A 14,961-nucleotide genomic window follows, 5' to 3' on the forward strand; every position below is an offset into this window, starting at 1 on the left:
GCGTTCCCCACCCGCCAGCATTCATTGCCAGCGAACCCATTCATATCGCCCGCCGAAACAAGCCCAGCTTTGTTGCGTAAGTCTTCAAGCGCAATATCAGGCTTTCGTTCACGTTGCGGTCGGAGAGCAGCGCAGCTCCAATGGCCATCGCGCTCAACAGGACCTGCGGCTTGGAACCTATAATCAGTAAAGCTCTCGCCCGAGAGCCCGGCTTTCGCCCGTAGGTCTACGGGGCCGGCACCGATGTGTTGACCGGAACGTAGTCGTTCCCACGGGATATTCCAAGAGGTTTTTTCGAGCCCAATCCGGCTTTTATGGGGGCATTTTTCGGGCCGAGACGGCCCTGGGAATGCCCGCCAGATCAGCCTTGGGGGGCCTGTCGACCGATAACGCGGCGACTGCCATCAAGGTTTCAATCGTCCGCGCCTGTCCCTGTCCGGCCTCGACGATCAGCGCTCCGCCGGGGGTGAGCAGGCCGGCTGCCTGGGGGATCAAGGCGCGGTAGGCATCGTATCCGTCATTGCCGCCATCGAGCGCCAGATGCGGATCGTGCTCGCGGACCTCGATGGCCAATTTCGGAATCTCCCCTGCCGGAATGTAGGGCGGATTCGACACGATCAGATCGAACGGGCCGCGAAGGGCCGCGGCGTAGGAGCAGGCGACGAAGCTGGCGCGGTCGGCAAGGCCGAGGGCGGTGGCATTACCCCTGGCGGTATGAAGCGCAGTCAGGCTGAGATCGGTGCCGACACCAGACGCTTCGGGAATCTCGTGCAGCAGCGCCAGCAGGATCGCGCCGGATCCGGTGCCGATGTCGGCGATGCGCGGCGGATGAGAGAGGCCGAACTCGCGGAAATGCTCGAGTGCACGCTCGACCACTGTCTCGGTATCGGGGCGGGGGACCAAGGTTGCTTCCGATAAACGAAACGGCAGACCCCAGAATTCCCTGACGCCTAGGATGCGGGCGACCGGCTCGTGTGCGAGCCTGCGCTGCGCATAGCCCTCGAGCCGCGTCGCCTCCTCCAGCGTGAGTTGTCGCGCCGCCTGCGCGATCAGGCCGGTCAGATCGAGCCCCAGCGCTGCACCGACGAGCAGGCGGGCATCAAGCGACGGCTCGTCGATGCCTGACGATTGCAGCCGCGCCGAGAGCGCGCGTCGCGCGCTCTCGATGCTCTGTCTGGAATCGAAGCCTGCCGCCAATGGGAACCATCCTGCCTGGCATCGTGGATAGATCGGCTGCCTTGCTTGCGTCAACGGAAAGGAGCGCGTTTGATCACGCGGCGCAGCGAAGGAGGGACATATGGCGGCCTATGACGATCAAAATGTCTTCGCCAAGATCCTGCGCGGCGAGATTCCCTGCTTCGAGGTGTTCAGGGACGAGCGCAGCTTTGCCTTCCTGGACATCATGCCGCGCTCGCTCGGGCATACGCTGGTGATCCCGCGGGCGCCGGCCCGCGGCATTCTCGACATTGCCGAGGACGATCTCGCCGCGGTTATCAGCACCGCCAAGCGCATTGCGGTTGCCGCCATGAAGGCGTTCGACGCGCAAGGTATCATCCTGCAACAGTTCAGCGAGCCGGCCAGCGGGCAGGTGGTGTTTCACCTGCACATGCACGTGATGCCGGTCAGGTCTGGCGTCGAGCTACTGCCGGCGCAGACGCGCAAGGAAGACACGGCCGTGCTCGCCGATCATGCCAGGCGGATGATCGCGGCGCTCAGTGGCTGACTATACGCCGAGAAAGCGCTGGAGCAGCTCCGGCTGGGCCTTGAGCTCCTGCGCGGGCCCCTCGTGCACGATGTGGCCGTTGTTGATGATGTAGATCCTGCTCGCCAGTGCCAGCGTCGCCGCCAGGTTCTGCTCGACCAGCACGATGGTCTGGCCGGCGGCTGCGAGCTCGCGGCAAGCCTTGACGAGATCGTGGACGATCACGGGCGCCAGTCCCTCAAACGGCTCGTCCAGCAGCACGATCTTGGGATCGCGCACCAGCGCGCGGGCGATCGCAAGCATCTGCTGCTCGCCGCCGGAGAGCTCGGTGCCGCGGTTGCTGCGCCGCTCCTTGAGCCGCGGGAACATCTCGTAGATGCGCCCGAGCGGCCAGCGCTTTGGCGCAGTGATGCCGGCAAGCAGGATGTTCTCCTCGACCGACAGGCTGCCGAAGATGCGGCGCTCCTCGTGCACGAGCTGCATGCCCGTCTGCGCGATCTTGTGGCTGCGGCGCCCGGCAATATCGATGCCGTCGAACTTCACGCTGCCGCTGCGCGGGGTCACCACGCCCATCAGGCTCTTCAGCGTCGTGCTCTTGCCGGCGCCGTTGCGGCCGAGCAAGGCCACGACCTCGTGACGTTCGACGTGCATGGCGACGTCGAACAGGATGTGCGAGTCCCCATAATAGCTGTTCAGGCCGTTGACCTCGATCAGGCTCATGCGGCGATCTCTCCGTGCACGCCGCCGAGATAGGCTTCCTGCACTGCGGCGTTGGTCTTGATTTCCTCAGGGGTTCCGGAGACAAGCACGCGGCCCTCCTGCAGCACGGTCACGCGCTCGACCAGCTCGAACAGCGAGTCCATGTCGTGATCGATGATGATCATGGTGCGGCCGCGCGCGATCGATTTGAGCAGCTTGACGGTCTCGACCCGCTCGCGCGGGCTCATGCCGGCGAGCGGCTCGTCGAGCAGCAAGAGGCGGGGGGACGTCGCGAGCGCGAGCCCGATCTCCAGCCTGCGCTTCTCGCCATAGGCGAGCTCGGATACGGGCGTGTCGGCGCGGCGGGTCAGGTTGACCAGCGCGAGCGTGTGCTCCACCTGCTCGGTCAGGCCCTTGACGCCGGCGAGGGAACGGAACAGGTCGAGCCGGAATTTTCCGCGCAGCTCGGCGAGGGCCGCGATCGTCAGATTCTGCCGCACTGTCAGCCCGGTGAAGAGCTGGTTGACCTGGTAGCTCTTGGTCAGCCCGAGCTGGCAGACTTCGGTGACCTTCAAGCCCGTGATGTTGCGTCCCTCGAACATGATCTGGCCGGAGGTCGGCGCGACCTCGCAGGTCAGCATCTTGAAGAAGGTCGATTTGCCGGCGCCGTTGGGGCCGATGATGCCGCGCAGCTCGCCCTGGTCGACGCTGAAGTCGATATCGCTGTTGGCAACGAGGCCGCCATAGCGCTTGGTGAGACCGGTGGCTTTCAGGATCGGGCCGGAATAGGCTGGGTGCGCGACCTCCTTGGCCTGCATCGGAGCGGGCGGAGCTTGCGGCGTCTCGACGTCGATCTCCTCAGTCTCTGCAGCCTTCCGGGCTCGTTTGCCGGAGATGAAACCATAGAGATCGACGAGGCCGCCGATGATGCCGCCACGCAGGAAGCAGACCAGCAGCACGAACACGACGCCGAGCACGAGCTTCCAGGCCGCGCCCAGGCCCAGCGCGGACTGGAGGAAATCCTGAAGGAACAGCCAGACCGTTGCGCCGACCAGCGGGCCGAACAACGTGCCCCTTCCGCCGATGGCGGTTTGCATCACGAGCTGGCCTGACGTGTCGAACGTGAAAGCGTCGGGCGGCATGAAGGCCTGGAGCACGCCGAGCAGGCCGCCGGCAAAGCCCGCGTAAGCGGCGGCGATCACGAAGGCGGTCAGCTTGTAGCCGTGAATGTTATGGCCGACGGCGGTGGCACGCAGCGGATTGTCCCTGATCGCGCTCAGAATCGCGCCGACCGGCGAGCGCACGATCCGGAGCGCGATGATGACGCCGACGAAATAGCACAGCGCGATGAACTGATAGAGCGACCAGCCATTGGTGAAATGAATGCTGGTGAAGCCGAGATCGAAGCTCGGTGTCGGTACGCCCGGCAGTCCGTTCTCGCCGCCGGTGAAGTCCGAGAGGGGATTGAACTCGACGAAGAAGAACACTTCCGCGATCGCCACCGTGATCATGGCGAAATAGATGCCGGTACGTCGCAGCGCGATCAGGCCGATCAGATAGCCTGTTGCCGCCGCGGCGATCATGCCGATCACAAGCGCGCCGAGCACATTGCTGAAGCCGGCGCGGGTCAGCAGATAGGCGGCGACAAAGCCACCGGTCCCGTAAAAGGCGGACTGGCCGAACGACAACAGTCCGGTGAAGCCGAACAGGATGTCGAAGCCGAGGCCGAACAGGCCCCAGACCAGGATCCGGTTCACCGTGTTCGGCGCGAAGCCGAGATGAGGCAGCACGAAGGGAGCCACGATCAGGCCGACGGCCGTCAGTGTCTCGATCAGGAACGGTCGTTGCTTGAGCATCTGCGGATCACTTATTCGCGGCCCTGCACGCCGAGCAGGCCATGCGGTCGCACCACGAGCACGAGCGTCATCGCCGCAAACAGCATCACATAGGCATAGCCGGGGTTGAACATGGAGGTGACGCTGATGATCTCGCCGGCGATCAGGCCGCCGAGAATTGCGCCGGGAAACGAGCCGACGCCGCCGATCACCACCACCACGAAGGTCTGGACCAGGATGTCGTCGCCGATGCCGGGGGTCAGTGACACCACCGGCGCATTGACGATGCCGGCAAAGCCGGCCGCCATGGCGCCGATGCCGAACACCATCATGAAGACCCGATAGACGTTGATTCCCAGCGAATCGACCATCACCGAATCCTCGATGCCGGCGCGCACGATCATGCCGAGGCGGGTGCGGTAGAGCACGATGAACAGTGCGCCGAGCGCGATCGCGACGATGCCGACCACGGCGAGGCGGTAGGTCGGATAGAACATGAAGCCGAGATTGGTGATGCCCTGGAAGATCGCCGGCGGCGGGACCAGCTGCGATTGGCTGGAGAAGATCAGCCGGATGATCTCGACGAAGCAGATGCCGAGCCCGAAGGTCACGAGCAACTGGTCCTCGTGCGGGCGATGATAGAAATGGCGAATGATGGTTCGTTCCATCACGATGCCGAGCAGCATCACGAACAGCGAGCCGGCGATGACGGCGAGGATGAACGATTCCGTGTACTGGTAGGTGACGAAGCCGGCATAGCCGCCGATCATGAACATCGCGCCATGCGCGAGGTTGAGCACGCCGAGCGTGCCGTAGATGATGGTCAGGCCGGAGCTGATCAGCGCGAGCAGGGCGCCGAGCGCCAGCCCGTTGAAGAGCTGCGAAACGAGATTGGGCCAACTGATCATGCAAGTATCACTGTCGTGACGCGCCTTGGGCTTGCGTCAAAAAAGGCGACGCCGCAGGTCCAGAGGTTGGCCTACGGCGTCACAGGGGTTAGCTCGGGATCAGGTGTAGTCGCCGAGATGGCAGCCGAAGGCATCAGGCTTCTGCATCAGGCCTTCACCCGGGACGATCTCGACGACGTCGTACCAATCTTCCTTGTTCTTCATGTCCTTCTGCTGCTTGCCCTTGACGATGATGACAGGGCGGACGCACTGGTGATCCTCGGGGCGGTAATGCACGTCGCCGACCAGCGAGGGGATCGTCTCGCCCTTCTCATAGGCCTTGATCACGTCGGGCGGGTTGAAGCTGCCGGCTTCCTCGCACATGTGGGCCCAGTGGGCGAAGCTGACATAGGCGTTCTCGGCGCCCCATTCCGGCTTGTAGCCGTACTTCTTCTCGAAGGCCTCGTTGAACATCTTGGCCAGCGGGAACTTGTCCTCGATCGTCCACCAATAATCGGTGGCGGCGAAGACGCCCTGCATCAGGCCGCCGGTCTCGCGTGCGATGAACGGCACCTGGTAGGGTACCACAAGCTTCATCTTGTCGAGCACGCCGAACTGCTTTGCCTGCTGCGTCGACAGCACCGCGTCGTGGCCCCAGTTGACGTTGATCAGCACGTCGGCGCCCGAGTTCGCGACGTTCAGCAGATACGAGGAATAATCGGGAGCGCCGAGCGGGGCGACCTGGTTGGTCGTCGTGGTCCAGCCCGCGGTCGCGAGGAAGTCCTGCATCGATTTGGTGACGGTGTGGCCGTAGGTGTAGTCCGGCGTGAGATACGCGGCCTTCTTGCCCTTGCCGAACTCCCTCACCATGATCGGCCCGATTGCAGCCGCCGCGGTCTGGCCGAAGAAGTTCTGGCGGACGCCGTAACGCACGCAGTCCTTGCCGGTGGTGTCGTTCGAGCCGGAGATGCCGCAGACGAACAGCACGTGCTCGCGCTGGGCGAGCTTGTTCAGCGCCACGGCGACGGCGCTCGAGGTGCCGCCGGTGATCATGATCGCCTTGTTCTCGCTGATGAAGCGCTGCTGCGCCTGCACCGCTTCGTTGGGCTTGGCCGCGGAATCCGCGACACCGAATTTGAGTTCCTTCCCGAGCACGCCCTTGCTGGTCTTGGGCGAAATCTTCTTGATCAGCTCGTGGCCTTCGTTGATGTGCTCGATGGCGAGCTGGTAGCCCTTGAGCTCGTCTTCGCCCTGCACCGCATAGGTGCCGGTGCGCGGAACCGAGATGCCGATGAAGGCGGTGGAACCCGATACACCCGCAGGATAAGAGCCGATCGCCGGCTTGTCCTCGGCGAAAGCAGGCATCGCTGGAAGCATCGAGCCGCCGATGAGGCCCGCCGTGGTTTGGAGCAGACCGCGGCGCGAAAGGCCGCGGCGGATGAGATCGTCAGTCATGGTGGTTCCTCCGAACATCGTTCTTGTTTGCAGGCAAACACGACCTGTCCGGCGGCAATCGGCCTCGTAGGCCTGCTTGCGCCGGGCACGTCACATCCGCGTGTATCTCTCGACTGTAAGCATTGCTTGTGAAGGCCTTCTGTCAATTTCGCCTTTGGTCGAACGACGAAAATTATGTCGTGAAAACATATCGGATAACGATATAGATTAGCCTTTGTGAGTACGAGGCTGGCGGGTTCGACGAGAGAAATGGCGCGGCAGACGACAATGGCGGGTAGCCGGAAGCGACGATTCTGGACGCAGGAGACGGAACGGCAGGAGGCCGCGTGGCTTTCGGCGGAGGGTGGCGATGCTGCTCGCGCGCCTGAGCCGCGCAATCGCCCGACGGGTGAGCGAGGACCGGCCATCGGCGCAGGGCAGGTCAAGCGCGCTCCGGTGCCGATGAAACGACTGAGCGTGCGCGCCCAGAATGTCCTGAAGGAACTCGCGGTCGAGCTCACCGGCGAGCAGCCGCCAAAGGGAAACTGGTCGCCCTCGCGCGAGCTGCTTCGCGCGCTGACGGCCGAGCGCCTTGCGACTGCGCGCAATTGCGGTCCGCACACGATGCGCGAGATCGTCGACTGGGCGCAGGGCTGCGGCGTCACCATCAAGCCGGTGCTTCCGACAGGCGGGTCGTTGTCGCACATGTGGGCGGAGTTGATTGCCAACGCGTCGGCGGGCAGCCTGACCGCCGCGGAGATCGCCGGCGCGCTGCAGCGCTCGATCCGGCGCAAGAGCGTCCGCATCCCGATCGCATTTCAGGTCATCCTGGTGAAAATCCTGCTGTCCAGCTTCGAATAGACGGTCGGATTGCAGTGCATCGGTATTACCGCCCGGTTGGTCCGGCTGCGGCCGCTTGCTACTTTAGGCTAAGTCTCCCGCCGCGACGGGCGGCATGGTCGAGGTGGGTATGGTTCAAGCGAAAAGGGCGCAGAGGTCCATGGTAACAACGCCGCCCCGGCGCGCCGGCGGCACGATGCGTGACTCCGACTATGCGGCACTGGCGCAGTTCCGTTTCCAGATCCGCAGCTTCCTGGCATTCAGCGAGGCGGCTGCCGTCAAACAGGGACTGACGCCGACGCAACATCAAGCCCTGCTCGGCATCAAGGGCTTTGTCGGCCCTGGCCCGGCGACCGTCGGCGACGTCGCGAAATTTCTTCTGATCCGGCATCATTCCGCGGTCGAGCTGATCGATCGATTGGCAAAGCTCGCCCTGGTCAGCCGCGTCGCCGATCCGGAGGATGCAAGGCGCGTGCATCTCAAGCTGACGAAAAAGGGCGAGCAGAAGCTCCAGGCGCTTTCACGCAAGAACCTCGAGGAACTCCGCCGGGCCGCGAGCCCGGCACTGGGCCGATTGTTGAAATCCTTCGGAGAGCCCGGCGAGGCCTGAGCGTCGCGCGGCCTGTTAAGCCGCAGCTCCCTGCGCAGCGAGCTGCGCGGCCTGGTGCTCCGTGGTCAGCGCGTCCGTCAATTCGCTGAGCGCTTCGCCCGCGATCACCTGCGGCAGCTTGTAGAGCGTCAGGTTGATGCGGTGGTCGGTGACGCGTCCCTGCGGGAAATTATAGGTGCGGATGCGCTCGGAGCGGTCGCCGGAGCCGACCTTCTCCTTGCGCTCGGCCGAGCGCGCGGCGTCGACGCGCTGCCGTTCGGCATCGTAGATGCGCGAGCGCAGGATGTTCATGGCCGAGGCGCGATTCTTGTGCTGCGAGCGGCTGTCCTGCATCATCACCACGATGCCGGTCGGGATGTGGGTGATGCGGATCGCCGATTCCGTCTTGTTGACGTGCTGGCCGCCCGCTCCTTGCGCGCGCATGGTCTCGATGCGCAGATCCTCGTTCTTGATGTCGACGTCGACATCCTCGACCTCGGGCAGCACCGCGACTGTGGCCGCCGAGGTATGGATGCGTCCTTGCGTCTCCGTATCCGGCACGCGCTGCACCCGGTGTACGCCGGATTCGAATTTCAGCTTCGAGAACGCACCGCGGCCCTGCACCTCCGCGATGATTTCCTTGTAGCCGCCGACGGTGCCTTCGCTGGCCGAGATCACCTCGACCTTCCAGCCCTGAAGGCTTGCGAAGCGCTCGTACATCCGGAACAGATCGCCGGCGAACAGCGAGGCCTCGTCGCCGCCGGTGCCGGCACGGATTTCCAGCACGACGTTGCGGTCGTCCATCGCGTCTTTGGGCAGCAGCGCGATCCGGATCTTCTGGACCAGCTCCTCGATCTTCGGATTGAGCTCGTCGCGCTCGGCTTCCGCCATGCTGTGCATCTCGGCATCGGTCGAGGGATCCGCGATCAGCGCCTCGGTGTCGGCAAGCTCTTTCACGGCGGACCGATACGTCTTCACCGCCTCGATCAGCGGGGTGATCTCGGCGAGCTCGCGCGTGACCTGCACATAGCGCTCGGAGGAGAGCTGCCCCAGCGATTCGGCCTCGAGAGAGGCATGATGAGCAAGGAGCACGTCCAGCTTGGCTTCGGGGAGTGACGACATGGGTTCGGTCTCAAATGGCGGAGGAAGGCGAGCGGCGCAGACGGGCGGGCGGCAGGCCCGCTACAACGCCAGGCCTTCGGCCTCGGCAAATTCCGTCAGCTTCTGCCGGATCGAGACGCTGCCGGTCGGCGCATCCAGCAGGGGCCCAAGCATCGCTGCGGCCTTCTTGACGTCGAGGTCGATCACCATCGCCTTGACCGGGCCGAGCGCGGTCGCCGACAGCGACAGCGAGCGGTAGCCCATCGCGAGCAGCGCCAGCGCGCCGATCGGCTTCGAGGCCATCTCGCCGCAAAGCGACAGCGATTTCTTCGCGGCCTGCGACTTTTGCGCGATATCGCGCAGCGCGCGCAGGATGGGCGTCGACATGGTGTCGAAGCGCTCGGAGACCTTGGCATTGCCGCGGTCGACCGCGAACAGGAACTGGAACAGATCGTTGGAGCCGACCGAGATGAAATCGACCTTCTTCAGCAGCTCGTCCATCTGATAGAGCAGCGCCGGCACCTCGACCATGGTGCCGATGTCGATTCGTTCAGGCAGCGTGTGGCCGTGCTGGCGCAAATAAGTCAGCTCACGCTCGACTAGCGCCTTCGCCGAATCGAACTCGGCGACCTCAGAGATCATCGGGAACATGATGCGCAGCGCGCGGCCGCCGCCGGCGCGGAGCAGCGCGCGGATCTGGCCGCGGAGCAGGCCGGGACGGTCCAGCCCGAGCCGGATCGCACGCCAGCCGAGCGCGGGATTCTCCTCGATCACCGTCTCCATGTAGGGCAGCGCCTTGTCGCCTCCGATGTCGAGGGTGCGGAAGGTGACGGGCTTCTGGCCTGCAGCATCCAGCACGGCGCGGTAGAGCGCGAGTTGGTCGCTGGTGCGCGGCAGGCTCTGGCCGACCATGAATTGCAGCTCGGTGCGGAACAGGCCGATGCCGGCGCTGCCGGTGTCGTCGATATGCGGCAAGTCGATCGCGAGGCCCGCGTTGATCAACAACTCGACCTTCTCGCCGTCCTTGGTCACGCAGGGCCGGTCGCGCAGCGCCAAATATTGCGCCTGGCGGCGGGCGCGGAAGCGCACCCGCTCGGCATAGGCCGCTTCGATCTCCTGCGACGGCCGCACATAGATCGCACCCGAGGTGCCGTCGACAATAATGGCATCGCCTGGATCGGCGATGCCGGGCGCGTTCGGCACCTCGCCGACCGCGGGAATGCCGAGCGCGCGCGCCACGATCGAGACGTGAGAGTTGGCGGTGCCTTCCTCCAGCACGATGCCGCGCAGGCGCTTGCGGTCGTAGTCGAGCAGCGCCGCCGGGCCCATCGCACGCGCGATGACGATGGCGTTGTCGGGCATTTGCTCGCGCGAGGGCGCGTGGTCCTGGCCAACCAGCTGCCGCATCAGGCGGTAGCCGAGATCCTCGAGATCGTGCAGCCGGTCGCGCAGATAGGGATCGGTCACGCGCAGCATGCGGGCGCGGGTGTCGGACTGGACGCGCTCGACGGCGGCTTCGGCCGTGAGGCCGGTGGCAACCGCCTCGTGCAGCTTGTGCGACCAGCCCTGGTCGTTGGCGAACATGCGGTAGGCTTCGAGCACGTCGCGATGCTCGCCGCCCTCGGCGACGTCGCCGCGCTCCAGCATACGGTCGAGATCCGAGCGCAGCTTGGCGAGCGCGGTGTCGAGGCGCTTGATTTCCTTCGGCAGGTCCTCGGCGATGTAGTCCTTGATGACGACGCGCGGCTCGTGCAGCACGACATGGCCGAGCGCAATGCCTTCCGACAGGATCGCGCCCGCTTTCTGCGTCGAATGGCGCGCGGCCGGCTCCAGGCCAGGCTGTGCCAGCGCGGACAATTCGCCTGACGCGATCAGCTCCGCCAGCACCATGGCGGTCGTCTGCAGCGCCTCGAGCTCCTCCTCGACATAGGTGCGCTTGGCGCGGTTCTGCACCACCAGCACGCCGAGCGTGTTGCCGGCGCGCAGGATCGGCACGCCGAGGAAGGAGTGATAGATCTCTTCGCCGGTCTCCGGGCGGAACGAGAAGGCCGGGTGGCTCTGCGCGTCGTTCAGATTGAGCGGCGTCGCCTCACTGGCGACGAGGCCGACCAGGCCCTCATGGGCGCTCAGCACGGTGTGGTGCACCGCCTCGCGGTTGAGGCCTTCGGTGGCGTAGAGCTCGAGGGTATTGTCGATGCGCAGCACATAGACCGAGCACACCTCGGCCACCATGTTGGCGGCGATCAGCACCACGATCTTGTCCAGCCGCTCCTGGGCCGAGACCTGCTCCGCCATGGTTTCGCGGAGCCGTCTCAACAAGACGCGGGGACCTCCCGACGCGCTCCGCATGAACCGTCAATCTCCTCCGTCTGCCCGGCCCGGCGATATTGGCCGGCGGCTGGCCCAAAATTCCAGAAAAACAATCAATTTGTTTGTCCGGCGCAGGCGCAAACCCAAAATCTACGCGAGATTCCACGCTTGCACCGAATCAGCGCCGCTCGAACTGGGACACAGTCTGCGGCAGCCCACCCTGTTCGCCGTATAGCGAATTGAGGCTTGTTTTGCCAAGCAAAACGCCTGCCAAACGCGAAGGTGTGTACACCTCGGAGTTTGCTGCGACCGCTAAGAGAAAATTAGTCTTGGCATGATCCGGAAAAGCGCGAAGCGGTTTTCCGGAAAGACCATGCTCAAACAACCACCTGAAGCGCGAGGGGCGCGCTTCAGGTCTGGTCGAGGCCGTAGAGCGTGTGCAGCGTGCGCACCGCAAGCTCGGTATAGGCCGTGTCGATCAAAACCGAGAATTTGATCTCGGAGGTTGTAATGGCCCGGATGTTGATATTCCGCCCCGCAAGGGCCGAAAACGCCTGGGCAGCGACGCCGGCATGGCTGCGCATGCCGCTGCCGATCACCGAGATCTTGGCGACGTCGGTCGCGGTATCCAGCCTGTGATAGCCGATCTTGGCCTTGGCGGCGGTAATGGTGTCCTTGGCCCTGACGTAGTCGGCAGCCGGCACCGTGAAGGTCAGGTCGGTGGTCTTGCCGTCTTCAGACACGTTCTGGACGATCATGTCGACGTTGATATTGGCATCCGCGAGCGGGCCGAAGATCGACGCGGCAACGCCGGGCTTGTCCTCGATCTGGCGCACCGAGATCTGCGCCTCGTCCTTCGAAAAGGCGATGCCGGTGACGACGTGATTTTCCATGATCTCCTCCTCGCCGCAGATCAGGGTGCCGGGCGGCTGGTTGGCATGCGGGTCGATATCCTCGGGCTTGTCGAAGCTCGATCGGACGAAGATCGGCATGTTGTGGACCATGCCGAGTTCCACCGAGCGCACCTGGAGCACCTTGGCGCCCTGGGAGGCCAGTTCCAGCATGTCTTCGAATGCGATCTTGTCGAGCCGCTTGGCCTTGGGCACGATTCGCGGGTCGGTGGTGTAGACACCGTCGACGTCGGTGTAGATGTCACAGCGGTCGGCCTTGACGGCGGCGGCGATCGCCACGGCCGAGGTATCGGAGCCGCCGCGGCCGAGCGTGGTGATGCGGTTGGTCTTGGGATCGATGCCCTGGAAGCCGGCGATGACCGCGACCTCCTTGCGATCCCTGAAACGGGTGATGATCTCGCTGCCGTCGATGTCCTCGATCCGGGCCGAAGCGTGGGCGTCGCTGGTCTTGATCGGGATCTGCCAGCCCTGCCAGGAGCGGGCCTGGATGCCCATGCTCTGGAGCACGATGGCCAGCAGGCCCGACGTCACCTGTTCGCCCGAGGCGACGACTGCGTCGTATTCGCGCGCGTCGTGCATCGGCGAAGCCTCGGTGCACCAGGCCACCAGTTCGTTGGTCTTGCCCGACATCGCCGAGACGACCACAGCCACTTCATGGCCGGCGTCGACCTCACGCTTCACATGGCGTGCGACGTTGCGGATACGTTCGATATTGGCGACGGACGTGCCGCCGAATTTCATCACGAGACGGCTCATGACGACGCGTGCATTCCCTCTTGAGGATCAGTATGGTGACCCGCGCCGGACGGATGCCCTGGGGGATACCGACCGCGCGTATACAGAGGGGCGGGGCCGGGGGCAAGCGGGTTCCTAAGCGAGTTCTTGGGGCCCGATCCGGGCAATGGGTTATCAGAGGCTATGGCGCGCTATATTGACGAAATCCTGCAGCCCGGAGAGCGGGTGCTGTATTCGACCAATGCGCACTGGATCTTCTATTTTCCGGCCATCCTGGCCTGGATCGTGGCGATCGTCCTGTTCGCGGTCTCCCGCCAGAGCGATGTCTACGGGGTGATGATCATCTGCCTGTTCGGCTCCGGCCTGGTGGCGCTGGCTGCCCTGTACTGGACCGTCAAGAGCTGGTTCCATCGTCTCACCACCGAGACCGACGTCACCAATCTCAGGGTTGTGCACAAGATCGGCTTCATCAAGCGCCGCACCTTTGAAATGGCGCTGGACAAGGTCGAGAGTGTGGACGTCAACCAGACCATCCTTGGGCGAATTCTCAACTACGGCGACGTGACCATCAATGGCGTCGGCGAAGGACGCGAGACCATCAAGACCATCGCCTCGCCGCTCGCCTTCCGTAGTTCGATCACCACGCGGTAGGACCGCGCTTAACCATGAGCATGCAGCAAGATACTTCCGCCACAGCCGCCCAGCCGGGCTCGACCGTCGACGCCGCCGAGATCGCCGCTCGCGACGAAGTAGGCGCTAGTTGCTGCTACGCGAAGTCGGACAAGTACTGGGTGCAGGACCCGCAGGGCATCGCCTGGGAGACGTTCCATACCCTCGGCGAGATCCCGGTATTCGGCGAGCATGCGGCCAGCGAAAAGCCGGCCCGGGCCGGCTGCTGCGCCCCGGAGGCGCCGATCGCTTTCGCGCCGCGCCCCAAGAAGACCGGCTGCTGCTAGTCCCCATGCCGATCACTCCCGCCAGCGCCGAAGACCTGGAAGCCATCCGCGGCCTGCTGGATCGACAGGGGTTGCCCAGCTCGGACATTGATGCGGATTCGCTCAAGACCTTCCTGGTTCTGCGCGACGGGGAGTGCATTTCCGGCCTGGTCGGGCTGGACCTGCTCGGCTCCGCCGCCATGCTGCGCTCGTTGGTGGTGTTGGCTGAGTGGCGCAGCGCCGGCCTGGGCGCCCAGCTGGTGGCGGCGGCCGAAGCGCAGGCGCGCAAGCTCGGCATCGCTACGCTGTACCTGCTGACCACCGACGCCGATCGCTACTTCGCCGGAAAGGGCTACCGCATATTGGAGCGCACGGACGCACCGCCCGAGGTCAAGCTGCACCCGCAATTCCGCTCGCTGTGTCCGTCCACTTCCATCTTCATGAGCAAGGCCATGAACCCGCAACCGCTCAACGTGCTATTCCTGTGCACCGGCAACTCCGCCCGCTCGATCCTGGCGGAAGCCATCATCAACAACCTCTCCATCAGCCGAGGCAAATTCCGCGGCTACAGTGCCGGCAGCCACCCACGGGGCGAAGTGCACCCGATGGCGCTCGAATTGCTGGGCAAGAACGGCTTCGCCACCGAGGGCTTCCGCAGCAAGAACTGGGACGAGTTTGCGGCGCCGCACGGCGTGCCGCTGGATTTCGTGTTCACCGTCTGCGACAAGGCTGCCGGCGAGCAGTGTCCGTTCTGGCCCGGCCAGCCGATGACGGCGCACTGGGGCGTGCCGGACCCGGCGGCGGTGGAAGGCGACCGCATCGAGCAGCTGCGCGCCTTCCAGGATGCGTTCATCGTGCTGCGCCGGCGCATCGAACTGTTCTCCAGCCTACCGCTGGAATCCCTAGGCGGCATGGCCTTGCAGAAGCAGATCAACGAGATCGGCCAGCAGTGAGCGCCTCACGCCGATACGCAGCGGAGTTCA

At 64.6% G+C, this 14,961-nt stretch carries 14 protein-coding genes and 1 pseudogene; 7 read left to right on the forward strand and 8 right to left on the reverse strand.

Annotated features, from left to right (window positions below):
* Positions 1–312: 312 nt before the first annotated feature.
* Entirely contained in the window at positions 313–1,197 is an 885-nt protein-coding gene (prmC, locus tag Q0687_RS10160; RefSeq protein WP_298875467.1) for a peptide chain release factor N(5)-glutamine methyltransferase, read from the reverse strand.
* A gap of 100 nt (positions 1,198–1,297) precedes the next feature.
* On the opposite strand from prmC, the gene Q0687_RS10165 reads away from it, so the two are divergent.
* Complete coding sequence (locus tag Q0687_RS10165) at positions 1,298–1,723, forward strand: HIT domain-containing protein (RefSeq protein WP_298875470.1); 426 nt, start codon at positions 1,298–1,300, stop codon at positions 1,721–1,723.
* Here Q0687_RS10165 and Q0687_RS10170 read toward each other — a convergent pair whose 3' ends face one another.
* The 4 genes from Q0687_RS10170 to Q0687_RS10185 form a co-directional block, all read right to left on the reverse strand.
* Positions 1,724–2,422: an ABC transporter ATP-binding protein gene (locus Q0687_RS10170; RefSeq protein WP_298875473.1), complete on the reverse strand. Its 699-nt coding sequence runs from the start codon at positions 2,420–2,422 to the stop codon at positions 1,724–1,726.
* Positions 2,419–4,257 carry a branched-chain amino acid ABC transporter ATP-binding protein/permease gene (locus tag Q0687_RS10175; RefSeq protein WP_298875475.1) on the reverse strand — a complete coding sequence of 613 codons (1,839 nt, stop codon included), beginning with the start codon at positions 4,255–4,257 and terminating at the stop codon, positions 2,419–2,421. The genes Q0687_RS10170 and Q0687_RS10175 overlap by 4 nt, the downstream gene beginning before the upstream one ends.
* Before the next feature lie 11 nt (positions 4,258–4,268).
* Entirely contained in the window at positions 4,269–5,144 is an 876-nt protein-coding gene (locus Q0687_RS10180; protein WP_298875478.1) for a branched-chain amino acid ABC transporter permease, read from the reverse strand.
* 99 nt (positions 5,145–5,243) lie between these two features.
* Positions 5,244–6,578, reverse strand: coding sequence for a substrate-binding protein (locus Q0687_RS10185; RefSeq protein ID WP_298875481.1), 1,335 nt, complete (start codon positions 6,576–6,578; stop codon positions 5,244–5,246).
* A 249-nt stretch (positions 6,579–6,827) separates the two neighbouring features.
* On the opposite strand from Q0687_RS10185, the gene Q0687_RS10190 reads away from it, so the two are divergent.
* Both Q0687_RS10190 and Q0687_RS10195 read left to right on the forward strand, forming a co-directional pair.
* Positions 6,828–7,418 (forward strand): hypothetical protein, encoded by a 591-nt coding sequence (locus Q0687_RS10190; RefSeq protein ID WP_363323936.1) that lies wholly within the window; start codon positions 6,828–6,830, stop codon positions 7,416–7,418.
* A gap of 109 nt (positions 7,419–7,527) precedes the next feature.
* On the forward strand, positions 7,528–8,007 hold the full coding sequence (locus Q0687_RS10195) for a MarR family transcriptional regulator (protein ID WP_298875487.1): 480 nt from the start codon (positions 7,528–7,530) through the stop codon (positions 8,005–8,007).
* Between the two features lie 15 nt (positions 8,008–8,022).
* Here the strand turns inward: Q0687_RS10195 and prfA are convergent, their stop codons facing one another.
* The 3 genes from prfA to Q0687_RS10210 form a co-directional block, all read right to left on the reverse strand.
* Complete coding sequence (gene prfA / locus Q0687_RS10200) at positions 8,023–9,108, reverse strand: peptide chain release factor 1 (RefSeq protein WP_298875490.1); 1,086 nt, start codon at positions 9,106–9,108, stop codon at positions 8,023–8,025.
* Between the two features lie 60 nt (positions 9,109–9,168).
* Entirely contained in the window at positions 9,169–11,436 is a 2,268-nt protein-coding gene (gene ptsP / locus Q0687_RS10205) for a phosphoenolpyruvate--protein phosphotransferase (protein ID WP_298875492.1), read from the reverse strand.
* Between the two features lie 371 nt (positions 11,437–11,807).
* Positions 11,808–13,064 (reverse strand): aspartate kinase, encoded by a 1,257-nt coding sequence (locus Q0687_RS10210; protein ID WP_298875494.1) that lies wholly within the window; start codon positions 13,062–13,064, stop codon positions 11,808–11,810.
* A gap of 162 nt (positions 13,065–13,226) precedes the next feature.
* Between Q0687_RS10210 and Q0687_RS10215 the strand changes: the two genes are divergently transcribed.
* The 4 genes and pseudogenes from Q0687_RS10215 (at position 13,227) to Q0687_RS10230 (ending at position 14,931) form a co-directional block, all read left to right on the forward strand.
* Complete coding sequence (locus Q0687_RS10215; RefSeq protein ID WP_298875499.1) at positions 13,227–13,694, forward strand: PH domain-containing protein; 468 nt, start codon at positions 13,227–13,229, stop codon at positions 13,692–13,694.
* A gap of 14 nt (positions 13,695–13,708) precedes the next feature.
* The gene (locus Q0687_RS10220) at positions 13,709–13,999 is read left to right on the forward strand and encodes a hypothetical protein (RefSeq protein WP_363323937.1); all 291 of its coding nucleotides are present in this window, start codon (positions 13,709–13,711) and stop codon (positions 13,997–13,999) included.
* 5 nt (positions 14,000–14,004) lie between these two features.
* Positions 14,005–14,415, forward strand: a pseudogene (locus Q0687_RS10225) (GNAT family N-acetyltransferase); the annotation flags it as partial.
* Positions 14,416–14,430: 15 nt separating this feature from the next.
* Positions 14,431–14,931, forward strand: coding sequence for an arsenate reductase ArsC (locus tag Q0687_RS10230; RefSeq protein ID WP_298875502.1), 501 nt, complete (start codon positions 14,431–14,433; stop codon positions 14,929–14,931).
* Positions 14,932–14,961 lie beyond the last annotated feature (30 nt).

Origin of the sequence: uncultured Bradyrhizobium sp. (assembly GCF_936928535.1) — a bacterium.
In the GTDB taxonomy this organism is placed as follows: Bacteria; Pseudomonadota; Alphaproteobacteria; order Rhizobiales; family Xanthobacteraceae; genus Bradyrhizobium.